This is a genomic window from Sporolactobacillus terrae DSM 11697 (assembly GCF_000648615.1).
Lineage (GTDB): Bacteria > Bacillota > Bacilli > Bacillales > Sporolactobacillaceae > Sporolactobacillus > Sporolactobacillus terrae.
Genome location: NZ_JFZC01000034.1, coordinates 80,731 through 103,601 on the forward strand (window position 1 = coordinate 80,731; position 22,871 = coordinate 103,601).

Below are 22,871 nucleotides of genomic sequence, written 5' to 3' on the forward strand. Positions count from 1 at the left end.
AGGAAATCATGAAAAGAATTACCGCACTACTACTGTCCATTTTAATCTCAATATCGCTTGTAGCTTGCAGTTCCACTAGCGCTACCGACAACAGCGATAGTTCGAGCACAGTAAAAACTGAATCAGTTGCTAAAGATTCAAGCTCTGCATCATCCAATTCATCATCGAGCGCTGATAGTTTATCGGATAGTTCTTCTTATTCTTCCCAAACGACATCAGTTGATAGCTCGTCGTCTCAAGCATCAAAACCAAAGACTGCAGCAGATGCAGTTAAAGAACTTGTCACCGCAACCGTAACAAAAGAAGTTGACGGCGATACGCTCCACGTTAACTTTAAAGGCAAAGACGAAACGATCCGCATGTTGCTGATCGATACACCGGAAACACATAAACCAGGTACACCGGTGCAGCCTTTTGGGATTAAGGCGTCTGCATTCGCTGTCGGTCAAATGCCGGTCGGAACCAAGATTAAGTTGGAGATCGGTAAGAAAGGATACGAACGTGACAAATATGGACGCCTGCTCGCCTTCATCTACCTTCCGAATGGTCAACTTTACAATGAAAAGATTGTACGCAAAGGACTTGCCCGCGTTGCTTACATCTATCCACCAAACACACAGCACTTGGACAAACTGAATGCAGCTCAAAACTATGCTAAAAATAATAAACTAGGCATTTGGTCAATTAATGGATATGTGACAGATTCAGGCTTCAATACGCCAAAGGCTGCAGTGAAGAAAAAAGATACAACAACATCATCAAACAACAATTCAAGTAACAGCAGTTCTCAAAAATCAGTTGCGGTAACTCCAAAAAAGAGCGCGCCATCAAATAATAACAACGCTAATAAACCCGCTGCTTCCAATTCCACCAGTTCAACCAAGCCCTTTGAAAACAATCCGGCTGATGACCAGGAGCAGAGCACGCAGTACAGAGGAAAAATAAAAGGTAATGCAAATACAAAGATTTATCACGTTCCTGGAGGTGCGTATTACGACCGAACGCAGGACAATATCGTGTGGTTTAATACTGAGCAAGATGCGATCAATGCCGGGTATCGAAGATCGAAGAGATAACACATAAACATAAATTGCCCTTTACGGGCTTTTCTTTTTGCTCTATAATCGAACATATGTTCTTGAAATATTGAGGTGATTAATTTGAACAAACCATACACTCCTCCACTTGTGGAAAAATGGGTATCTGACACCCTTATAAAAGCCGGTATCCTCTATCCTAGTGATATATGCTCGAGTAAAATTTGCAAAGCTTTCGATATTGAGTACACTAATCATTTTGGTATTGCCGGATCCAAAACTAATGAGCTAGGTTCTTTTATCGTAACCGATGAGCGGCTACAGCTTCCTGAACAACATGAACAGTTTTTGCACGAACTCGGTCATGTGCTACGCCATTATGGCGATCAAACCAACATGCCCCAATCTCTTCGGGAATACCAAGAGTGGGACGCCAATTTATTTGCGATGTATGCCGCTATCCCCTTCCATATGATCGATTTTAGCAAGCCATACACTATGAACAGCATCATGGAGGAATTTAACGTCACAAAGGCGCTAGCGCATAAACGGATCGAAGATATCCGTCAGAAAACCTACTGGGAGCAGCGCCGTCAGCGAGAACGGTACGTTCCAGTATTCAAACCCTTCGCTCTTCAAAACTGCTCAGACGAAACAAAAAGGATTATGAAGCAGCTTTCAAAACAAACAGGAGCAAAACTTGTATGAACACATTGATTTATGATATTGGTTCTGATGATGTAAAGCGGCCTATTTGGCTAAAAGTGCCATTACGCGAGGCGACACAAGTTGAAAACAAGCTATACATCGATGCGCTGAACTACGACTCAATATTTATTGGAGAATATATTGATGACTCAATCGGGTGTAGTATTTCCCTTGCCGAACTCACCACTGGAAGAAGATACGAGGAGATTGGCATTGACTTATTAATGGTTAAACAGCGTATTGGTTCAGTAATTGAAGAAATCGACCACTTTATCATACTTGTTGCCGACGTCATCCAAATCCAGTCAAACAGTTGCTATTTATTTGATGATATACCTAAATTAATTATCTGATAACCATATTCCAGCATATTTATGCTCTTTTATTAGTGTTCGCTGATTAATATGCTTGTCATAATCTTTTTTCTTACAGGAGGTTTTAGTCGTGGCGTACTTTAGAAAAATACCTGCCAAAAATTCAAAAGGATATACTTGGGGATTTACGATTAACCTTCCCAATGATCCAATGACTGGTAAACGCCGACAACTCAGTCGAAGAGGATTTGAAACGAAAAAAGAAGCCGAGCGCAAAGTAGCGGATTTGCTCGATAAAGCTAATCAGGGTATCAATGTTCAGGCGGGGAATATCAAGATTGAAGATTACGCTAAAAAATACTTGAAATCGAAAAAAGGACGTATTGCCGAAACCACTTTTATTCAATATAGAGGAAAAATAAATAATTATATTGTTCCTTTTCTTGGCAGCATAACACTAGAAAAACTGAATGCTAGGCATGCTGAGGAGTTTCTAGACTATCTAATCGAAGAGACGGATTTAAATAATGTATCCATTAATAAAGCGCTGAATATAGTTCGATCTATGATTAAAAAAGCTGTAACGGAACGGATCATCTTCTTTAATCCATTTTCATTAATTAAAAATCTGAAAGAAGATAAGCACATGAAGACCTGGACATTTGAGGAGTAAGAAAAGCTTTTGAAATATATTAATCGTCATCATACTTCTATGTACTCAAATTTTATTGGTGTTGCACTAAATACAGGGATGCGCAAAGGCGAAGTTCTTGGTTTGAGAAAAAGAGATATTGATTTTAAATCCAAACAAATTCATGTTAATCAAAGTGTTTACGAAATGCAAGGCGGAGCGTTTGTTTGTTCGCCAAAGACCTCGTACTCAAAGCGTACAATCCTATTTGACGAAACGATTGAAAAATATTTAAAGGATCAAATAAGTAAACAAGGTGCATTAAAATTGCTTTATGGAAAAAAATACAATGACAATGACTTACTTTTTTGTTATGACGATGGTCGCCCGATGCGGCCAACAAACATCAATAAATTTTTTAATCGTATAATTAAAGCTGCAGGCGTGCCCAAGATTAGAATACATGATATGCGACACACGCACGCTACCCAGCTTCTTGAACTTGGAGTAAATCCTAAAATTGTAAGTGAACGTTTGGGTCATGCAAGCGTAAAAATCACTCTTGATCTTTATTCCCATGTTAAACCGGAAATGCAGGTTCAAGGTGTTGCTCTTCTCTCCGAACGACTGAATATGAACAAAAATAAAATGAATGTGGTCAAATAGTGGTCGGTTTCAATGTAATGCATCCGATAAACATTGATATAACAATGTTTCTTGCTTCTAATCATAATCATATCCGGGTCATGGCGAAGCAATGCGCGAAAGCCCTCCGCATAGGTAAAATGTGCTTTTTCATTAACTTCCATTTGGACGAAGGCATCGTTCTTTTTTTCAATTGGATCTTCAATTGTAATGACACGTGCACGATAACGGCGCTGCAAGGTTGAAAGGATGGAGTAGAGCGTGGTTGTTTTCCCGGATCCTGTCGGCCCTGAAATTAAAATCAACCCGCTGTCATAAGAAAGGAGCGAGCATAAAGCTTTCTTGGCTTCTTCAAATACAGTTAAATCATCAATGGGCAGCTCAGTTTGTTGAGGAAGCAGCCGAATCACTAGGCTTTCTTCATTTGCAGTGGGAAGGATCGATGCGCGCAAATATACAAGATCGTGATTAATCACAACCCGCATACCTCCGCTTTGCGGGAGACGGCGTTCACCAATGTCCATCCCGCAACAAAATTTGAAATGATTGATGATTTGTTCTGCAGAACTGGGCTTAAGGACGCTGAGTTCATAAAGATACCCATTAATTCTTAACTCAACCAGTGTGTCTTTCTCGCGCGGCGTAAAGTGAAGGTCAGAAGCACCGGATTCATGGGCACGCTTTAATAAATCTCGACTTTTCTCAAGGGTACTGCTGTCGATTTCCGACACAAGTTCACCTGCTTTCCTTTTGTTTGTGCAGGCCGACTTGATCTCGAAATACAGGGGTTTACTATATATTAATTCACCGCGTAAGGTTTCATTTCCTTTTTGAAAAGCTAACTTTTAAAAAAAGAGAGGAAAAAATTGCGTATCCTTTAAATTGATAATGGCAGGCAAAAAACGCTCATTTCGAATGAGCGATTGATCCAACCTATTAGCTTATTCAAGGAATCCTATGAGGCGTCTGCTTCTTTTCAAGGACAAAGGGCTGATCCGCTCGTCCGGTTATTCGTGTATTTGGTTTTACGTACGTACCTTGTCCGACAATCACATGTTTTAAGTACACATTTTCGCCAATGATGCAATCCTCCAAGATGATGGAGTCTTCAAGATTCGTTCCTTCATAAACTGAAACATTTCGATTCACTATCGAATGACGGATACAGCCATTCACCCGACACCCCTCACCGATTAACGCATGATATGGTGCAGCCTTAGGTCCATAATAGGCGGGGACTTCGTTTTTCATCTTTGTCCCTATCTGATGGCTGCCTCCCAAAAGGGCAATCCGGTTCGCATCCTTGAGCATATCCATATTTGCATCATAATACGCTTTTATTGACTGGATTTTTTTCATATAACCTGTATATTCAAATCCATAAGTGGAAAATTCTGCAACCGCCTGGTGCAGCGCTTCACGCAAATAGTACACTTCATTTCTTGCAACTGAACAGCGTACAACTTTTATAAAAAGCGATGCTTTCATGCAATAAATTTCCATGTTTATCGGCACCCGTTTTTTGTCCAACGTTTCTTCTGAGACCATCCCCTTGATTCTTCCATTTTTGCTCATGTCCAGTTCTACAATCGGAAGGCTTTCACCCTCACTTCGCCGCGCCGTTTTATAGACAACGGTAATGGCTGCTTTTTGTTCGAGATGATTTTGCAATAAGGCGCGCAAGTCGATATTACACAGAACCTGTGCCCCCAAGACGACGACATAGTCTGAATCTGATTTTTCAACAAATTCAAGGTTGTCATAATAATTAACAAGATCTTCATGATTCTGTCCGTACCGTGATTGATCAATTCCCGGTGCAAAAAAGAAAAGGTCTCCGCTGATTCCATCGAGATCCCAATCGCTGCCGCTGCGAACATGATTATAAATGGAACGGTATTGTTCGTTCATAAAAATACCGATCGACTCGGATCCGGCTGCAGTAAGATTCGACAATGGAAAATCAATCAGTCGGTAACTGCCGCAAAACGGAAGTGCTGCCAAAGGTTTGCTGACCGTTAAAAGCCTTGACGTTTCCATTGAGTCCGATAAATTAATTATGCCGCAAATCTTTTGATTCCTCAGTTTGATCAGCTCCTCATCCCGCTACAAATGCAAAACAAAAAAGTATACCATAACTTTATGCGTCGAACAGGGAATCAGAATAAAAAAAGAAGAACAGCTGCTTAAGCTAGCTCTTCTTCAAGAAAACCTCTTTAATTGATATAATTGAGCGGATTCACCGCACCATTGTGCGGCGGCGGTGTCCAACGTCCATTATAGACTTCAAAATGCAAATGTGATCCGAACGACTCACCGGTACTCCCCATTGCACCAATCGTCTGTCCTTGCGAGACGCTTTGTCCCTCTGATACATTGATCGCTGACAAATGGGCATATACGGTTGTCATGAGCTGTCCATTGATCACATGAGAAATCATAATACAATTTCCATAACTGGACGATTGATAAGCTCTGAAGACAATCCCGTCGGCTGCCGCATGAATTGGCGTACCTGTACTGTTCGCAATGTCAATTCCCGGATGAAATCCATGATCAAATGAACGGTAGCCGAAACCTGACGAGATATAACCCGCGGCGGGTCTGATGAATTGAGCACTCGTATTTGCCGAAGAAACCGTTTCAGCAGATGTTTGCTGAGCATTCTCAACCGTGCCGCTGCTCTGATTCGAATCTGAGTCGGCTGCTGCAGATGTACTGCTATCTGCAGCATTCTTCGCAATTGCTGTATTCGTCCGCTCTGCTTTTGCTTTTGCCGCTTCTCTTTCCGTTTTTGCCTTCGCCTCTGCTTCTGCCTTCGCCTTTGCTTCAGCTTCTGCTTTTGCTTTTGCCGCTGCCAAATCGTCAAGCTGCTTTTTAACTACAGATTCTTGGGCACTCAATATGTCATGTTGTTCGCTTGTCGAAAAAACAGTTTTTTCAATGTCATCCGCTTGGTTTTGAAGATCTTTAAGTAAGCCTTGTTTATGATTATTCTCCTTATCTAAACTGGTTTTCATCGTGGTTAAGTTATGTAACGCGTTCGTTGTTTGCGCGAGAACATTCTGCAGCTTTTCTTTGCTGTTTTGTTGAACTTGTTTATCCTTTTTTTGATCGTTAATGATTCGATTATCCTGATCTGTAATCATTTTAAGGGCCAGCAAGCGGTCAAGAAAATTGCCAAAGCTCTTCGCGCCCATGAGGACATCGAGATAGTTTACCGCCCCGCCGCTAATATACATCGTTCGAATCCGCCCGCGAAGAATCTCGCCCCTTGCGTCAATACGCTGATTAATCTTATTAATCGTCTTTTTCAATTGCTCCATTTTCAGTTTATTTTGATCGATAACCGTTTGTGTGCTGCTGATTCTTCCGTTTAAGGTACTGATCTTCTTATCGGTAGCTTTGATCGCTTCAACCACCGTGTCTTGCTTGTTCTGATTTTTCGAGAGTTTTTGCTTTGATTTTGAAAGATTTTCCTTATTCTTTTGTTTTTGATCTTGAATCGTGTTCAATTTATCTTTTAATTGAGATTGGGTCGTTGCCGCGAAAACCGGTCCGCTGCTGACACTTAACACAAGCGAACATGAGAGGCATACTGATGCGACAATTTTTAACTTCGGTACATTCATTTATTCAAACCCCTTACGCAAACTCAGTTTATCAACTGATTCATTCGCCAACTGCGAAACAATGAAACAATGATTCTATCAATTTCAACATACTTCTTATTATAACAACAGATTCGCCGATCGTCCGACACAATTCGATTACAACTTTGTTTCAGTTGACGAATATTTAGTAAGAATTGTTAATTATGTGTATCAACGATTGAAATTTTCTGTCCACTCCAGGATCTTCCTTGTTTCTTTTTCTTGCAAAGAAAAATCTCACAGCCATGACTGACTGTGAGACACCTGGTACCTATAAAAAAACGATGCTCGTTTTTAGGCGATGATTTAATAGCCAAGTTCCCGATTCACTTGGTTTCTCAATGGTTTACCCGTGATGAAGTTTGTTACATTCTTCGCAACTAAATCATTTCTTTTTTTATATTTTCCCGGTCCAACACCTAAGGAATGGGAAGTAATAAGAATGTTCGGCAAATCCCACAAAGGATGATTTTCAGGCAGCGGTTCCTCAGCCGTTACATCGAGGGCTGCCCCACCGACTTTTCCGGAATGGACTGCGTCAATCAAGGCGCGCTCATCAACAGTCCCGCCTCTTCCGACATTGATAAATTGTACGCCGTCCTTCATCGCAGCAAATCGTTTCGCATCAAACAGATTCTTGGTTTCAGGAGTTAAAGGCAGCACATTGACCACGAAATCCGATTCATTGAGGACGGGATCCAAATCATCCAACGTATAAACAGCATCTGCATCCTCAGAAAGTCCGCTCAAGTTGCGCTTTACCGCAAGCACGCGCGCGCCAAATGCCTTCAAGCGATGTGCGATTTCCGAACCAATGTCTCCAAAGCCGATAATACCAAAGGTCGAACCGTCAATTTGCAAGCAACGATCCCCTTCGTGCCAAAGATGACGCTCCGTTTGCTTGACGTACAAGGGAATTTCTCGAATTAAAGCTAAAATTAAGGCAAGCGTATGCTCAGCACCGATCACACCGAATACGCCGCTTGAATTGGTGAGGGTAACTTCTTTAGCAAGATTGGGATGATGCGCAAAATGATTGGCTCCAGCACTTGGCAGCTGCAACCAACGTAAGTTCGGCATCTTCTTTAGCAATTCTGCTGACGGCGCACCGATGAACGCAACCGCATCCTCCAAAGAAACCGAATCGGGAACCGTATTTGCATCGAGTTGGACAAATTCATAGTGATCTTTAAACCGTTGTACAAGCTGCTCATACTCTGCTGCCGGCAATGAGAATTCTTGATCGAAGCCGAACACTATTTTATTCACTACCCGTCACCTGTCTTTCCTTTATTGTCAATTTTCCGAGATTACTTAATAGTATAGAGAAAAATAATCGATCCAGCTATCATCATGCTTGAAAACAAGTGTATTAATTTAATGCTAAAATTGCATTGAAAACTTCGCCAAACCAGGAACGTAAGCGCTATCTACCAATTGACAAGTCGATCTGAAAACGGCTACTATATAGTTCCAAACACCTGATGTTTCCAACACAAATAGAAAAAATCAGATCGTTATGTTTATTAAGGAGAGAAAGAAAATGGCCTTGCAGCTTATTTCACGAATTGCCCCTCAAGAATATGTATTAGAAAAAGGTGCCTATGATCGGCTTGCACCTGAACTTAAATCGCGTTTCATTCACCGTGTGATCTTGCTTCACGGAACCAAATCAATGCAAAAAGCAGCACCATATCTTCCCGATCTATCCCAGCAAGGGATCGAGGTCATTGATGTCTCCTTTAACGGTGAATGCTCGAAAAGTGAAATTCAACGCATGATCGACCTCATTCACAGCAAACAGGCCGATGCAATTATTGGTCTAGGCGGCGGTAAAGTTATGGATACCGCAAAGGCCGCAGCATATAAAGCCGGCGCAGTACCCGTTATTTTGCTGCCAACGATGGCAAGCAACTGTGCGGCATGGTCTTGTCTTTCCGTACTGTATAAAGATAACGGAGAATGTATTGGCCATGAAATTTATCAAAATCAAACTTTTCTTCTTTTGGTCGAGCCTCGTGTTATCTTTGATTCACCGATCGATTATTTTATCGCCGGAGTCGCAGATACCATTGCCAAGTGGTATGAAGCAGACCTTCTATTAAAAAATGCCGACCGTAACAGTCTTGCACTTCGTTTTTCTCGTGAAGCAGCTCGTCAATGCTTAGAAATTCCGCTAAATCATGCGGAACAAGCCATTGAGGATATGAAACAGGGAAAGCTCTCCGATGAATGGATTGAAGTCATGGAGACCAATATCATGGCAAGTGGGTTAGTTGGCGGATTTGGCGATGAATACGCCCGCGCGACTGCAGCTCATGCCGTTCATGATGCGTTGACCATTCGCAAAGAAACACACCATCTGCTTCATGGTATTAAAGTTGCATATGGTATTATGGTTGAACTCGTTATTGAAAAGAAATACGATGAAATGACTCGTCTTCTCCCATTTTATCGGGCACTTAAGCTTCCGTTTTGCCTAGAAGATCTATCGCTGGGTGCGCTAACCGACCAAGAAATTCATGACATCGCTGATTCATCGGTTCATAAACCTTTTTCCCTTATGGATATGCACCCGCTGAGTCCTTCAGTTGAAACGGTCTATCAAGCAATGATTGAATTGGAAAAATGGGCGGAACAAAATAAAGTGAAATAACCAGCGCATGATGAAGCAGCACCGGAGGCAAAACATCCCCCGGTGCTTTATTATTGTTCTCATCAAACGATGACCCTTTGAAATCGTGCTCAATGTCCGGCAAGCAAAAAGACCGACGATTCTCAGCTCTCTGTCACAATCGATCCTCTGTTTTTCCTAAATTCATCCTTTCAAATCCAGATCCAGTTCAACCGGACAATGATCCGATCCATATATATCTGTTAAAATTCTTGCGTCGCGAATACTGCTGCTCAAGCGTTTGGACAAAACAAAATAATCAATGCGCCATCCGATATTCCGTTCCCTCGCATTAAATAGAAATGACCACCACGAATAGGCATCTGTGCGCTCCGGATATAAATGGCGAAAACTATCAACAAAACCGTTATTAAGTAAAGCGGTAAAGTCCTCACGTTCCTCGATCGTGAATCCTGAATTTCCTTTGTTGTTCTTGGGATAGGTCAAATCAATCGCTTGATGGGCGACATTCAAATCACCACAAAAAATAACCGGCTTATTCTCGTCCAGCCGCTTTATATATTCGGTAAAGGCTGCGCCCCATTCCAAGCGATAAGCAAGCCGCGTCAAGTCTCTTTTTGCATTCGGTGTATAGACTGTGACCAAATAATAATCTTCATACTCCAAAGTAATCAATCGTCCCTCTTGATCATGTACCTCAATCCCCATTCCATAGGTGACACGAAGGGGTTTATTTTTTGTAAAAATAGCAGTACCCGAATAGCCTTTGCGAACGGCATCATTCCAAAATTGATGATATCCTGGTGTATCGATCTGTACTTGATCCTGGTGGAGCTTCGTTTCTTGAATACACAGTGCATCAGCTCCTGTTTCTTTAAGCCATGAAAAAACATCCATTTTGCGCTGAAGCGCGCGAAAACCGTTGACATTCCATGAAATGAACTTCATTCGTTTCTCCTAATTGATTAATTTTTCTGCCGATGAACTGGGTTTAATCCATAGTTTACTAAAGTCCGCCCAACCGAACGCATTCAATCGGATTCCTGATAATGCTGCATTGAAGGTGATTTCTTTGCGGCTGTGGTATAAATAGATCAACAGCTGTTCGCTATTGAGATACCTTTCCAATTGTTCAAAAGCTTCTTGTCTCATTTTTGCCGTGCCTGCCTGGATAAACAAATCCATGAATTGATCAACACGGGCTAATCGCTTTGGATCAAGCATTCTGCGAATTAAGCCGCTTTGATCCTTAAATAGATGAATCAATCCCAGCTCTACATTTTCCTCAAGCACTTCTCCGCCAAGAATGATATCGGCATTTTCAACAAACTGATCATTATAAAATTGATCCATCGGCCAAGGGATAGGTTCCAGACACACCCCAAATCGTGCTAGAGCATTTTTAATCCACGCGGCATCAACAGCAACAGGCTGATGATTAAAATAATAGAGTTTTAATCGTTCGCCTTGATAAACACTTCGCCCAAGACATTCCTCTATTCGTTTTGCATCTCCAACCGCTTTCAACCTGCGTTCCGAATTGTTTGGAATAAAACTGTTTGACGGGCTGTATCTGTCGCCGCAGAGTTCGCGAAGCATTTTGTTGCGGTCAATCGCCGTGTTCATCGCTAGCCGCAACCACTTATCCTGAAGAGGACCCGATCTATTAAGATTATAAATCATGTAGCTGCTGCCCTTTTCTTCAAAGCGCTTTGCATGTGTAGCGTGATCCGCCTGAATTTGCGCTACGTCATACATTTTTTTCGCGCCGACAAGTTTGGGTGCAACGTACAATTCAATCCGATCAAGCAGCGCGCGTTCACGGAAATAATCGGCAAACCGTGCCAATATGAGCAGCTGATTGCTATAGTGTACAATTTTAAACGGTCCGGTACCAATCATTTGTTTTGGGTGATACCCCGCATCAATACAACGGACCTTAGTGCGGATCAAGCAGCCGAGCTCATCAAAACCACCTTTTATCTGGCATAAGAAAAACCCGAAGCTGCGTGAATTGTATGCTTCGGGTTTTTCTGTTGGATCATTATTTTCCACTGAACTCGTCTGAGTAGCGGTTCAATAGGTTATGTTTCTCATTCCAAACCTTCCAAGACAAGTCAACGAAGTAGTTATGCGGATTTTCAAAGCGGAGCACTTCTGCCCACTGGCGCTGCACTTGTTCCTGAGCAAATTGGCGAATGTCCATGACGGATGGGCTCTTGTAACACAACTTGCCGTCTTTGAAAATCTGTTTTCGTAAAAGTTCCGCTTTATACCGCTTTAATTTTTTCTTTTTCCAAGTAAATACAGGATCAAATAAGGTGAGCATCTTGCTTTCATCAATCGTTTCCGATTCATCACAAATCAGATCGGCGATTGCCTTATCCGCATCCTTATCATAGATCCGGTAAATCTTTTTAAATCCTGGATTGGTGATTTTCTCTTCATTTTCACTGATCTTGATGCGCGGAATGATTTTGCCGTCTTTCTCAACGGCTACGAGTTTGTACACGCCACCAAAAACCGGTTCGGAACGTGCGGTGATCAATCGCTCACCGACACCAAATGAATTGATTTTTGCGCCTTCAACCAAGACATCTTTAATGATATGTTCATCAAGAGAGTTGGAGATGACAATCATTGTATCCGGGAAACCCGCCTCATCCAGCGCTTTCCTCACCTTGCGCGTCAAATAGGTTATATCCCCTGAATCAATCCGAATCCCCATCGGCTCATGACCTTGTTCGCGAAGTTCTTTAAACACTTGAATCGCATTGGGAAGCCCTGATTTCAAGACATTATACGTATCGATCAAGACCAGACATTGATCTGGATACGCTCTTGCCCACGCGCGAAACGCTTCGAGTTCACTGTCAAATAATTGTACCCAGCTGTGGGCCATCGTGCCTGAGACCGGGATATCGAACATCATGCCCGCTAATGTATTGGCCGTTGCAGAACATCCACCGATGACTGCGGCGCGCGCGCCATAGATGGCGCCATCATACCCTTGAGCCCGCCGAGATCCGAACTCCATCACCGGTCGATTCCCGGCAACGCGGCAAATGCGGTTTGCTTTTGTTGCAATCAACGTCTGGTGATTAATCGTTACAAGGATCATTGTTTCAAGCAGCTGTGCCTGAATCGCGGGACCACGTACAGTGACGAGCGGTTCGTTTGGAAAAACAGGATAGCCTTCAGGAATTGCCCAAACATCACAAGAAAACCTAAATGTGGAAAGATAATCGAGAAATTTTTCTGAAAAGGACTTAGTGGAGCGGAGATAATTAATATCTTCCTCTGTAAAACGGAGATTCTCAAGGTATTCAATCAGCTGGTCCACTCCGGCCATAATGCAATAGCCGCCCCCGTCAGGCACTCTGCGGAAATACATATCAAAATAGACGATTTGATCGCCTACTCCTTCCGAAAGATAGCTGTTCCCCATGGTCAGCTCGTAAAAGTCAACCAGCATCGTGAGATCTCGATCATTTCTCACGTCAAACCTGGATTTCATGATCTAGTTTCCTCCAATGTTTTCCTATATGTATTTATTAGTGACATTTGAATCGAGTATACTATTGACGCTCAATCTTGTAAACTGTGCCTCAATTCCAATGGGGTGTGTTTTTTTGTTAAAATGAAATTAATTTTATGAATGGGACATTAGATGTCAAAAAATAATAAACATACATTCACAATAAATCAATATTTTGCTTAACAATGATCACGTACACTATAATAAAAGCATCGCACAGATCAAAAAGACAGTTTCACTGCGAATCATTTATCGCCTTTCGATGCTTCGAATCTGTTTATAGGGAGGTTAGACGATTGCTGTCCATTCATGCACTGTATGAAATGGAATGCCGCTTATTCCGACGAATCAATCAGCATTTTGAACGCAGAATGTTAAATGCTTATTTTCGCATGATCACCAATATTGGCGGGGCCGTACTTGAAATTGCACTCGTTCTCTTTTTGTTGATTTTTGCACACGGTCCATTGCATTTAACCGCTATTGCTTGTGCTGTATCACTAATAACGAGTCATATTATTGTTCAGATTTTCAAAAGATGCTTTCCGAGAAAACGTCCTTATCTCATCCTTGACGGAACAAATCATCCAGTAAATCCAATACAAGACAACTCATTCCCGTCGGGTCATAGTACTGCTATTTTTTCTGTTATTACTCCATTAATATTATTTCACCCGTCGTTAAGCCTTATACTGCTTCCTATTGGATTGAGCGTTGCTGTATCTCGAATTTTTCTTGGCTTGCATTATCCATCTGATGTACTCTCCGGCATTTTGTTAGGCTCCGTGACTGGTTATCTTTGTTTTATAAAAATTGTTGTACCCTTTTAAAGGACATCCTAGGCAGTTGGTGATTGATCGACTGCCTTCATTTCGCACACTTTTAAAAGCGTTTTCATTCTTTATTTACAAAAATTGCTGTATACTAAAGAGCGTTAAAGGAGTTTGGAGGGAATTCACGTGATTCAATTAATTGCGATCGATCTTGACGGCACTTTACTGAATGATCGGAAACAGATCACAAAACAGACACAAGCCGTACTCAAAGCAGCACGAACAAGCGGCGTTCGAATCGTGCTCTGTTCCGGCCGCCCGCTTCGCGGAATCGACAGGTATCTGCGCATACTTGGACTTACCAATCCTGGTGATTTTGCAATCACGTACAACGGAGGGCTTGTGCAAAAAAGCGATTCCGGTGAAGTCATCTCTGAAAAGACCTTAACTCGCGACCAGCTGCTTTCCCTATACGCATTGAGCCAAGAACGTGACCTTCCAATGAATTTTATTGATCGCGAAAAAGTATACTGTCCCCCTTATCCTAAGCAAAAGCCTTCTTTATACGGAACAGTCATGAAAACAATGCCCTTTGTAAAAGCAGATATGGAGCACCTTCCTGCCGACATCCAAGTCAATAAAGCCGTCTTCTGCATCAGCGAGAAAATTCTAACACCGGCAATTGCCGGCATTCCGCAAACGTACATGAAAAACTATACCATGGTTAAATCTCATCCTTACCTGCTTGAAATTTTAAATAAGGATGCAGATAAGGGTAAGGCACTGCAAACGCTCACTCATTTTCTTGGTTTGTCTTCAGCTGAGGTGATGGCAATCGGTGACGAAGAAAACGATTTGGCAATGATTCGGTTTGCCGGATTAGGCATTGCAATGGGCAACGCGATTGATGCATTAAAAGCTGAAGCTCAATTCGTGACCAAGACGAATGAGCAGGAAGGCGTTGCCTACGCCATTGAAAACTATGTATTGAACCAATAATTGATCCTACAGTGGTCTTCCTAAGCACCCACTGCAGAAATAGAGCACCACAAAAGAAGAACGGATCGCGGCATCATCGCGGTCCGTTCTTCAATGAATCGTCCTCTTGGTCACGGTCTGCGACAGGAAATCCTTCTGCTCAGTGAGTGACGTTCCAGAGCATCGCTCCAGATGCTTAAAACTGCCGCAGCGAGAACCATCAGCGCGCCGATCCAGGTTGTATCAATTAAGTTGAGATAACGAACAACTTGACCGCCAATGAATGATCCTAAAGCGACTCCCCCGTTAAATGCTGCGATATTTACAGCAGAGGCAACAGCCACAGCTTCCGGGACAAAACGTTCCGCGAGCATCACAGCGTAAAGCTGCAAACCAGGAACATTCATAAACGCAAATAAACCCATGAAAACAACAGTGGTCACACCAAGTAATTTGTTCGATGCGGTGAAGGACAAGAGAAAGAGTGCAGCAGCCTGGAAAATAAACATATAGATCAATGCGTGCATCGGATTATTATTCGCAACCTTCCCGCCGAATGCATTTCCGACAGCAATAGCAACGCCATACACAAACAAGATCAGAGCAACAGCATTTGGCGAGAATCCAGTGATTTTTTCCAATAATGGAGACAGATAGGTGAAGACAACAAACGTCCCACCATAGCCAAGTGCAGTGATTACGAAAACAAGAAGCAGCGGTCCAGTCTTGATGAGTTTAAACTGATCAGCAAATCTCATTTTTGGTGCTTTTTTCAACTGAGAAGGAATTAAAAAACCGTTGGCAACTAATGCAATGAATCCAATGATTACAATAACGACAAAGGCGGCTCTCCATCCCATTATTTGACCAATGAACGTACCGATTGGCACACCAGTCACTGTTGCGAGCGTAACTCCGGTAAACATAATCGCTATCGCACTCGCACGTTTATTCGGTGCTACAAGATCAGCGGCAATTGTCGCGCCGATCGACATAAACACACCGTGAGAAAAAGAAGACAGTATTCGTGCTGCCAGCAACAGATCGATCGTTGGCGCAACAGCAGCCAGTGTATTGGCGACGAGAAAAACAATCATGATTAAGATCAGCAGCCGTTTCTTTGGTATTTTTACCGTCAACGAGGTTAGTACTGGAGCGCCGATGGTTACACCCAATGCATAGAGCGTGACGGTTAGTCCCGCCATTGAATAAGAAACATGAAATTCCTGCATCATTAACGGGAGCAAACCAACACTGATGAATTCTGTTGTACCAATAGCGAATGCACTTGTTGCTAGAGCGATTAAGGAAAAAACACTACGTTTAGACGACATGAAGCGACCCCTTCCAGAATGGTGTTCAAAACAATTTGCACATGCTATTATGGTAGGTGCATAATCTTTAGCCAAGTACGCACTTTTTTGTAGGGTAAGCACTTTTTTGTAACAATTGTGGAGGTTACAACGTTGACTAAGAAATATAATATTTCAGTTGAAGCGACACTCGAGGTCATTGGTGGGAAATGGAAACCCGTCATTCTCTGCCATTTAATGAACGGTAAGAAAAGAACCGGAGAGCTCAAACGATTGATCCCGAAAATCACGCAAAAAATGCTGACCCAGCAGCTGCGTGAGCTTGAACACGACGGTATTATCAATCGTATTGTATACAACCAGGTACCGCCAAAAGTCGAATATGAATTGAGTACGTACGGAAATTCTTTACGAGAAATTCTCCATTCGCTCTGCATTTGGGGTGAGCATCATATCGAACGTACTTACGGTGATGCTAAGAATTATCTTGAGGACAGCATTCTTAATCAATAGCGCAAAACGACCGTTGGCCAATGTGGTCAACGGTCGTTTTGCTTTCGACGATTCGATTAATAAGCATCTCGCGGCTGCTGTGGTTTTCTTACCAAAGCCATAATTCCAGCGATCAGCAACAGAATGCCGGGAACAAACAGTTCCGGTAGACTCAAGATTCCTGCAATCAGCAATACTATTCCAGACGTTTTCGTCATCTTTAATTTCAAAAGAAGGAACAGGCCAATTGCTGTAAGCAAAAAGATAATTATGCTGTACACTAAAATAAAATTGCCTGCCGCCTGTGCAATATGAATATAATCATTAATTTGCTGCGGGGTTAAGTTCTGCTGCTCGCCTGCAGCTTGCAGCTGGCTGCGTATCACAGAGTAATCCGCAGTGACCAATCGAATACCGATGAGCAATACGAGCAGATTAATGCAACCACCAATAACCGTCAATGCAATTTCTCCAGTTCTTTTCAACTAAATTCCTCCTTCAATCTGTTGATTTCCTCAACACGTTGTACAGATCCAGGAATTATTTTATCATCTGCTGACCCTTGTTCCGTTCTTCAACGCTCTTCATTAGCCAATGATTGCCACCATCAAGTTAATAGAAGGTAATAATAGGCAATCGGCCGTAACTGCACTCACTGTAAACCCCTGCCTCGATCAATCAATCCGTATTCGTAAATCTCAACTGTTGATTCAAGGGAAGTTGCGTTCCATTTTCATCAATCATCGTTGAATGATTACGCTGCACGCTTCGTGAAAAGAACCATGACGCAACGAAATACGGTATGTAACCGGATGAAAAAACAACTTCTTGATAAATGGAAAACAATGTGAGAAAGCAGTGGAAAAAACGATGAGAAAGAACGCATGCAAGAGTGAATAAGTGGTTTAATGTTCAAAGGCATTCAGATTAAACGCCTACACTCTACTTTAGTCAGCTGATTGTGAAACTCCATGGAAAATGTATCTTATAAAAACTATACACTATTTTTCATCATTGATCATGGGAAAAATTGTCAATAAAAAAACGGTATAAGACTCATCTATCCTAAAAATTACATATAATTATATATTTTCCATTTTATGGATTTGCATTGCAAAAAAATAAGCTGAGAATCGAAACGGCGCATGTCGCCTGACTTCTGATTCTCAACTGAAACCACCACATTTACCCTGAAGTTAGAATTCCACTCTCTTATAGGATATAAGTATGGCTGACTGAAACCAGTCAAAATTGAAAAGCTATCATTATGGGGAGCCTCAACAATAGCTAAAACGCCTTCACTCACCGACTTGGCCGAATCGCCCAAATAATATCAGGACTGAACATGGCCGTCACCTCCTTTTGATGTAATTATAGTAGCATGATTCGACAATTTTATTTTAAAATGTATAATATACTCACACATTACAGGGAGGAACGATGTCATGGGCTATCAATTAGGGGAAGTTCTGAAGAAAGTACGCCAGTCGAAAAGATACACACAAAAATATGTTGCAGATGAAGAAATGTCACGCGCAACTTATGCAAAAATAGAAGCGTGTAGCATGCAGCCTACAGTTGGAAAATTCATGCATATATTAAAAAAACTTGATATAACGTATGATGAATTGACCTATATTCAACATTCTTACCGATTAAGCGGAAAAGAAGAAATAATACATGATTTATTTCAATTATCTTTTAGTACTGAGATTAATAAACTCCACTCACTTAATTTTAAGTGTGAGTCCTATTTGAAAGATAATTACGATAATGTTGTGCAAGACATCAGCTATGTTTGTAAAGCTAATATCTCTATTCACAACAGCAAGAACTTTGAATCCGCTTTACCTTATGCAAAGAAAGTATGGGAACGTCTATCAAAACTTGATAATTGGTACTCAATAGAATTGAAGTTAATTAATAATATATTTTACTTTTTCCCACTTGATACAGCCATATTTATTGCAAAAAAAGCATTAGAGAATATTAATCGTTTTTCTTACATTATTCGAAATATAGAACTAAAATCTTCTTATCTGTTAAATATATCGATTCTTTTAATTAAAGATCATAAATACCAAGAAGCACTTGACTATGCTGAAAAAACAATTGACGAGTGTATTCGTATCAAAAGATATGAAGGTTTAGCAGTTGCATATAGTCGAAAAGGTATGTCCTTGATAAACCTTGAAAATAAAGACAAAGGATTCAGTTTCATACGGAAAGCTCTTTCAATATGTGATGTTTTAAACTTAGATGTAATGAGAAAAGCTATCATTCAAGAAATCGCTGAACTTACATCATTGGATATCGATCATTTTATAGCTGGCGACACCGATTAATCCTTAAAAAGTTCATGGATGCCGTCGATTAATAGTTCTTTAAGTGGGCCGAACGCAAAATCGACATCCAGTCGTTCCGTCCATTGATGTGGGTCGCGGCCTACCGGACCAAGATTCAGTACAGGTACCGATAACGCTTCGATTTCCGTGAACGGAATTGAGTAGCCATGATTCCAAAGTGGCATGTTGCCGCGAAGCTGATCCATTGACGACCGATTTGCCGGGACCCCGATATAGCTCAAATCGGATATCCCGCTGAAATAGTGCTGTTCAATCAGTTTCGTACGATAAACGTTCTGTGCGTGATCTTGAATTTTTTTAACCGTTGCTTGGATCCGTTGATGATGATGGGATTGAACCGCCGGATAAAAAGGTGGTGCATAAAAGAGAATGATCATGGGTGCTAACGTATTGCAATAAGCAGCAAGCTGGTCAACAATCAAAATCGACAGACCTCGGTCATCCATTGATCGGTACTGATTTATCCAGGCAGCGATCATTTGCGCCACTTTCTCTTTACCTAGCGATCGCTCTGCTTCATGGATTAGCTGATCAAACGTTTGTACACGCACAGTCTGATGTGAAGCCGATGAACCGGTTCGTTTTGCATATTTTTCTGCTTCGTCATGATAGCGCGCCTCAATTTTGCGAGCAGCAGAAGTCGCTTTTCGAAGCAGTAATTCGCTCAGCTCTGCAATGGACCTCTCCAGCAGAAACAGGTTGAACAGCGTTACGGAATGATGGGGCGTTTGTACCGAATAGCCGCTCTTCAATCCCTTTTGAATTAAGTTTGTCGGCGGTGGGGCCGGCTTCCCTTCATCTTGATCACACAAATCCGTATTCAATTCAATCTCAGCCGTCACCAGAGACGCCATAAGATTGCTGTTTAATCCTGAAAACGGCTCACCAACATGCGTTTCTTTTCCACAGCAGAGAAAGCCAGGCATTATTTTTCCGATTGAGCCGGTATAGATGTAATGATGGTCGTCGCCCGGGTATAGTGAGAACATCGGTTCAGAATTCAGAGCAACCCGGTAGTCTAAGTTATATTTATTCTTTAGCTGTAGTAAATGAGGAACAGCCGCACGCATGCCCACGGAATTCGCTTCTTCATCGGGAACAGAAATAAACAGCAGATTGCCAGAAAACGCACCCTGACTTGCCATCTCCAGCAGAGATAAGTGAACGGCAAGACCACTTTTCATATCCATCGATCCTCTTCCGAACAGCCAGTGACCTGATGCGAGATCCTCGCGCACGCTTTGCGGCAGGCGATCCATTTCGCGATAGAATTGTTGGGTTAATGCTTTCACTTCAAATGCGGAGTCCTGCCACTTCCCGAAATCTTTAATATCAACGACATCAAAATGGCTGAACAAAATAACGGTTTTCGCAGTCGGTTCCGGTGCCCGAACAAAAGCTGAAACAAGAGAACGTCCATCTTCTGCAAATAGTTGCTGCAAATCATCCGGGTGTTGCAAAAAATAATCCATCTCAGATAGTTTTTTGATTATTAATTCAGGAAAATCTTTCTCTGCTTGTGATCCGGAGATGCTAGGAATACGCACCATCTCACAAAGAAGATCAGTCATTGCCTCTTTCGTTTGCCACATAGCCACTGCTCGAACACCCGCCTTCTTCTAGAATCCATTTAGTTTCATTATACAAGCATCAGGCAGTATAAATAGCGTTTTCCGTTGAAAGTAAACGATTTAAGAAAAATCGGGCAAAATACGCCCGGTCCTTAATTTCCAACCATGTATGATGGTCTCCTGTCTTTTCGGTGCTGAATCGCCGCTTCGGTTACTCGCTTGCCGCGGGCGCACCGCGAGCCTCCTCAGACAAACAGAAATCTGCGGGGTCTCGCTGGCACGCGGTTCCCGCAGGCGTCTCGTACCTCCGCTTTGATTCTTGGCCAAGACACTGAGCTATTGATTTGAAGACAGGGCAAATTCTATACTTTCTTTTCCTATAAGAAAAACAGAGTCGTTTATTAAGTTCCGCAAAACGGAAATACTGATCAAGCATTCCACTCAATGACCTGTCCGCAGTGGCAGAGTCCGCCGCCAAATCCGTACAATAAAAGGCGATCGTTTTTCTTAATCTTTCCTTCTTTAACGGCATCAGACAATGCAAGACCAATTGAGGCTGATGACGTGTTTCCATAATACTCCAAGCTGTACAATACTTTGTCCATCGGTACGTTCAATCGATCAAACACAGCTTCAATCAAACGTAAATTTGCACTGTGTGGAATGAACCAATCAATGTCCTCGATGGAAAGTCCGCTGTTTTTGAGCAGCTCGGGAATGCCCGTTGTCACGGTTTTTACCGCCCACTTGTAGACTTCACGTCCATTTTGAATCATCTTTCCAGTATCCACCAATTTTGCACCATCCATGACGGTTGACAACCCGGTACGGTACAGTGCTTTTCCTAGGCTGCCGTCAGCACCCATATAAGCACCAAGGAACGCCCCATTTTCTTCGCTTCGTTCGACGAGTGCTGCGCTGGCGCCGTCGCCGAGCAAAACGCAAGTCGTGCGGTCGCTGTAATCCGTTACTTTTGACATCGTTTCAGCGGCAATCACAAGAATTTTTTTATGCAATCCGCTCGTTACTAAACCGTTAGCTACATGGAGGGCATATTCAAATCCGGAGCAAGCGGCACTCAGATCAATGGCACCGGCTTGTTTTAACTGAAAAGCTGCTTGGACACGTGCAGAAACGCTTGGGAATCCATAATCAGGAGTCGTGGTTGAGACGATCACGAGATCCGTATCGTGTAGATCACTCTGATAGCGTGCGACAAGATCCTTGACTGCCGCACAAGCCAAATCGCTGGAAAACTGTTCCGGACCAGCGATGCGCCGTTCCTTCATTCCTGTTCTCCGAACAATCCATTCATCAGAAGTGTCTACGAGCTTTTCTAAATCTTGGTTCGTCAAACGTTGCTCCGGTACATAGGCACCGATCGCCGACAATTTTGCTGTTGATTTCAATGGCTATACCGTCCCTTCACTGCTGTTATTGATCATATTATACCAGATATTAATACCACATCCTACATTCTTATTTTTTCAGCGCTAAACGTCTAAACCCATTGCATAAAAAAACGAGCTGGGAGACCCAACTCGCGTGCTGCTTCACTAAATCAATTATTTTTTTGTGGTACCGGGTCTTTGCCCAGAAAAGCCGTGTAAAACCAAATCGTCTTATCCAGCTTATTCTTAATTGCAATCAGTGTATCATTCGTGACTGCATCACCTTCACGGTCAGAGATCACAATCCCTTCTACCAGCTCATTGCGAAGCAATACGAGATCGTCAACCGCTGTCTGAACCATTTCCTTCTCACTTAGCGGATTGACATACGGCTGTTCCTTAAGGCTTGCATGTTCCAGAAACTCACGTAATGTCGAATAGGGCCGCCCGTTAATCTGAAGCAGACGTTCTGCCAATTCATCGAGAATTTCCGTTGTTTGATTATATAGTTCTTCAAATTTCGCATGCAAGGTGAAAAAATTTGCACCTTTCACATACCAATGCAGTTGATGCAATTTTGTATAAAACAATCCATAATTTGCAACTTGCTTATTCAAAAAAGTTTTCGTCGTTGTTTCTTGTTGAATAGACATTAAAACAGCTCCTTATTAATAATGTTTTTCTTTATGTAATCATTATAATTTAAATTGTATTTTTTGTCTACCTTATTGTTCCAGAAATAATTTCAGCTAAACCTATCGCCTCTATTTGCGCTATCTATTTTCATTTACAGCGTCAGTTTTATCATCTTTATTGCAAAATCCTT

General features: G+C 42.1%; 22 protein-coding genes. 10 read left to right on the forward strand and 12 right to left on the reverse strand.

The window, feature by feature from the left end; genetic code table 11:
• Positions 1-8: 8 nt before the first annotated feature.
• The 5 genes from AA84_RS17240 to AA84_RS18325 all read left to right on the forward strand — a co-directional run bounded on the left by AA84_RS17240 (position 9) and on the right by AA84_RS18325 (position 3,356).
• Positions 9-1,076, forward strand: a complete 1,068-nt coding sequence (locus AA84_RS17240) for a thermonuclease family protein (RefSeq protein ID WP_051577831.1) — start codon at positions 9-11, stop codon at positions 1,074-1,076.
• Positions 1,077-1,160: 84 nt separating this feature from the next.
• Complete coding sequence (locus tag AA84_RS17245; protein WP_051577832.1) at positions 1,161-1,745, forward strand: ImmA/IrrE family metallo-endopeptidase; 585 nt, start codon at positions 1,161-1,163, stop codon at positions 1,743-1,745.
• Positions 1,742-2,098, forward strand: coding sequence for a hypothetical protein (locus AA84_RS0106110; protein WP_028976471.1), 357 nt, complete (start codon positions 1,742-1,744; stop codon positions 2,096-2,098). Before AA84_RS17245 ends, AA84_RS0106110 begins: the two co-directional genes overlap by 4 nt.
• A 91-nt stretch (positions 2,099-2,189) precedes the next feature.
• On the forward strand, positions 2,190-2,732 hold the full coding sequence (locus tag AA84_RS18320; protein ID WP_051577833.1) for an Arm DNA-binding domain-containing protein: 543 nt from the start codon (positions 2,190-2,192) through the stop codon (positions 2,730-2,732).
• 9 nt (positions 2,733-2,741) lie between these two features.
• Complete coding sequence (locus tag AA84_RS18325) at positions 2,742-3,356, forward strand: site-specific integrase (protein WP_051577834.1); 615 nt, start codon at positions 2,742-2,744, stop codon at positions 3,354-3,356.
• On the opposite strand, the gene AA84_RS17255 is transcribed toward AA84_RS18325, so the two are convergent.
• The 4 genes from AA84_RS17255 to AA84_RS0106135 all read right to left on the reverse strand — a co-directional run bounded on the left by AA84_RS17255 (position 3,290) and on the right by AA84_RS0106135 (position 8,257).
• The gene (locus AA84_RS17255) at positions 3,290-4,066 is read right to left on the reverse strand and encodes an ATPase, T2SS/T4P/T4SS family (RefSeq protein WP_223362562.1); all 777 of its coding nucleotides are present in this window, start codon (positions 4,064-4,066) and stop codon (positions 3,290-3,292) included. The two genes, AA84_RS18325 and AA84_RS17255, sit on opposite strands and share 67 nt — an antisense overlap.
• A gap of 214 nt (positions 4,067-4,280) precedes the next feature.
• On the reverse strand, positions 4,281-5,429 hold the full coding sequence (gene glgD, locus AA84_RS17260; RefSeq protein ID WP_328286231.1) for a glucose-1-phosphate adenylyltransferase subunit GlgD: 1,149 nt from the start codon (positions 5,427-5,429) through the stop codon (positions 4,281-4,283).
• Between the two features lie 122 nt (positions 5,430-5,551).
• Positions 5,552-6,967 (reverse strand): murein hydrolase activator EnvC family protein, encoded by a 1,416-nt coding sequence (locus AA84_RS0106130; RefSeq protein WP_028976472.1) that lies wholly within the window; start codon positions 6,965-6,967, stop codon positions 5,552-5,554.
• Between the two features lie 327 nt (positions 6,968-7,294).
• Positions 7,295-8,257: a D-2-hydroxyacid dehydrogenase gene (locus AA84_RS0106135; protein ID WP_028976473.1), complete on the reverse strand. Its 963-nt coding sequence runs from the start codon at positions 8,255-8,257 to the stop codon at positions 7,295-7,297.
• A gap of 274 nt (positions 8,258-8,531) precedes the next feature.
• Between AA84_RS0106135 and AA84_RS0106140 the strand changes: the two genes are divergently transcribed.
• Entirely contained in the window at positions 8,532-9,644 is a 1,113-nt protein-coding gene (locus AA84_RS0106140; RefSeq protein ID WP_028976474.1) for an iron-containing alcohol dehydrogenase family protein, read from the forward strand.
• 162 nt (positions 9,645-9,806) lie between these two features.
• Here AA84_RS0106140 and AA84_RS0106145 read toward each other — a convergent pair whose 3' ends face one another.
• The 3 genes from AA84_RS0106145 to AA84_RS0106155 all read right to left on the reverse strand — a co-directional run bounded on the left by AA84_RS0106145 (position 9,807) and on the right by AA84_RS0106155 (position 13,140).
• Positions 9,807-10,571: an exodeoxyribonuclease III gene (locus tag AA84_RS0106145; protein ID WP_028976475.1), complete on the reverse strand. Its 765-nt coding sequence runs from the start codon at positions 10,569-10,571 to the stop codon at positions 9,807-9,809.
• A gap of 9 nt (positions 10,572-10,580) precedes the next feature.
• Positions 10,581-11,576 carry an ABC transporter substrate-binding protein gene (locus tag AA84_RS0106150; RefSeq protein ID WP_160168703.1) on the reverse strand — a complete coding sequence of 332 codons (996 nt, stop codon included), beginning with the start codon at positions 11,574-11,576 and terminating at the stop codon, positions 10,581-10,583.
• Positions 11,577-11,667: 91 nt separating this feature from the next.
• Positions 11,668-13,140: a nicotinate phosphoribosyltransferase gene (locus AA84_RS0106155; RefSeq protein WP_028976477.1), complete on the reverse strand. Its 1,473-nt coding sequence runs from the start codon at positions 13,138-13,140 to the stop codon at positions 11,668-11,670.
• A gap of 320 nt (positions 13,141-13,460) precedes the next feature.
• On the opposite strand from AA84_RS0106155, the gene AA84_RS0106160 reads away from it, so the two are divergent.
• Together AA84_RS0106160 and yidA are read left to right on the forward strand one after the other, a co-directional pair.
• Positions 13,461-13,991, forward strand: coding sequence for a phosphatase PAP2 family protein (locus AA84_RS0106160; protein ID WP_028976478.1), 531 nt, complete (start codon positions 13,461-13,463; stop codon positions 13,989-13,991).
• A gap of 129 nt (positions 13,992-14,120) precedes the next feature.
• The gene (gene yidA, locus AA84_RS0106165; RefSeq protein WP_028976479.1) at positions 14,121-14,933 is read left to right on the forward strand and encodes a sugar-phosphatase; all 813 of its coding nucleotides are present in this window, start codon (positions 14,121-14,123) and stop codon (positions 14,931-14,933) included.
• Positions 14,934-15,043: 110 nt separating this feature from the next.
• Here the strand turns inward: yidA and AA84_RS0106170 are convergent, their stop codons facing one another.
• Entirely contained in the window at positions 15,044-16,246 is a 1,203-nt protein-coding gene (locus AA84_RS0106170) for an MFS transporter (RefSeq protein ID WP_028976480.1), read from the reverse strand.
• Between the two features lie 132 nt (positions 16,247-16,378).
• On the opposite strand from AA84_RS0106170, the gene AA84_RS0106175 reads away from it, so the two are divergent.
• Positions 16,379-16,738, forward strand: coding sequence for a winged helix-turn-helix transcriptional regulator (locus AA84_RS0106175; protein WP_028976481.1), 360 nt, complete (start codon positions 16,379-16,381; stop codon positions 16,736-16,738).
• 56 nt (positions 16,739-16,794) lie between these two features.
• Here the strand turns inward: AA84_RS0106175 and AA84_RS0106180 are convergent, their stop codons facing one another.
• Positions 16,795-17,202 carry a DUF4064 domain-containing protein gene (locus AA84_RS0106180; RefSeq protein ID WP_028976482.1) on the reverse strand — a complete coding sequence of 136 codons (408 nt, stop codon included), beginning with the start codon at positions 17,200-17,202 and terminating at the stop codon, positions 16,795-16,797.
• Positions 17,203-18,162: 960 nt separating this feature from the next.
• Between AA84_RS0106180 and AA84_RS0106190 the strand changes: the two genes are divergently transcribed.
• Positions 18,163-19,062 carry a helix-turn-helix domain-containing protein gene (locus AA84_RS0106190; protein WP_028976484.1) on the forward strand — a complete coding sequence of 300 codons (900 nt, stop codon included), beginning with the start codon at positions 18,163-18,165 and terminating at the stop codon, positions 19,060-19,062.
• On the opposite strand, the gene AA84_RS0106195 is transcribed toward AA84_RS0106190, so the two are convergent.
• The 3 genes from AA84_RS0106195 to AA84_RS0106205 form a co-directional block, all read right to left on the reverse strand.
• The gene (locus tag AA84_RS0106195; RefSeq protein ID WP_028976485.1) at positions 19,059-20,681 is read right to left on the reverse strand and encodes a M20/M25/M40 family metallo-hydrolase; all 1,623 of its coding nucleotides are present in this window, start codon (positions 20,679-20,681) and stop codon (positions 19,059-19,061) included. The genes AA84_RS0106190 and AA84_RS0106195 overlap by 4 nt on opposite strands.
• A 401-nt stretch (positions 20,682-21,082) precedes the next feature.
• On the reverse strand, positions 21,083-22,063 hold the full coding sequence (locus tag AA84_RS0106200; RefSeq protein WP_028976486.1) for a ketoacyl-ACP synthase III: 981 nt from the start codon (positions 22,061-22,063) through the stop codon (positions 21,083-21,085).
• A gap of 152 nt (positions 22,064-22,215) precedes the next feature.
• Positions 22,216-22,698 (reverse strand): Dps family protein, encoded by a 483-nt coding sequence (locus tag AA84_RS0106205; RefSeq protein WP_037563099.1) that lies wholly within the window; start codon positions 22,696-22,698, stop codon positions 22,216-22,218.
• Between the last annotated feature and the right edge of the window lie 173 nt (positions 22,699-22,871).

What these genes read in the sequence shown, in the direction of transcription:
- AA84_RS0106205 (WP_037563099.1), bottom strand. Translation starts at nt 22,698, where the DNA reads ATGTCTATTCAACAAGAAACAACGACGAAAACTTTTTTGAATAAGCAA.
- AA84_RS0106130 (WP_028976472.1), bottom strand. Translation starts at nt 6,967, where the DNA reads ATGAATGTACCGAAGTTAAAAATTGTCGCATCAGTATGCCTCTCATGT.
- AA84_RS0106170 (WP_028976480.1), bottom strand. Translation starts at nt 16,246, where the DNA reads ATGTCGTCTAAACGTAGTGTTTTTTCCTTAATCGCTCTAGCAACAAGT.
- AA84_RS17240 (WP_051577831.1), top strand. Translation starts at nt 9, where the DNA reads ATGAAAAGAATTACCGCACTACTACTGTCCATTTTAATCTCAATATCG.
- AA84_RS0106140 (WP_028976474.1), top strand. Translation starts at nt 8,532, where the DNA reads ATGGCCTTGCAGCTTATTTCACGAATTGCCCCTCAAGAATATGTATTA.
- AA84_RS0106190 (WP_028976484.1), top strand. Translation starts at nt 18,163, where the DNA reads ATGGGCTATCAATTAGGGGAAGTTCTGAAGAAAGTACGCCAGTCGAAA.
- AA84_RS0106110 (WP_028976471.1), top strand. Translation starts at nt 1,742, where the DNA reads ATGAACACATTGATTTATGATATTGGTTCTGATGATGTAAAGCGGCCT.
- AA84_RS0106155 (WP_028976477.1), bottom strand. Translation starts at nt 13,140, where the DNA reads ATGAAATCCAGGTTTGACGTGAGAAATGATCGAGATCTCACGATGCTG.
- AA84_RS0106145 (WP_028976475.1), bottom strand. Translation starts at nt 10,571, where the DNA reads ATGAAGTTCATTTCATGGAATGTCAACGGTTTTCGCGCGCTTCAGCGC.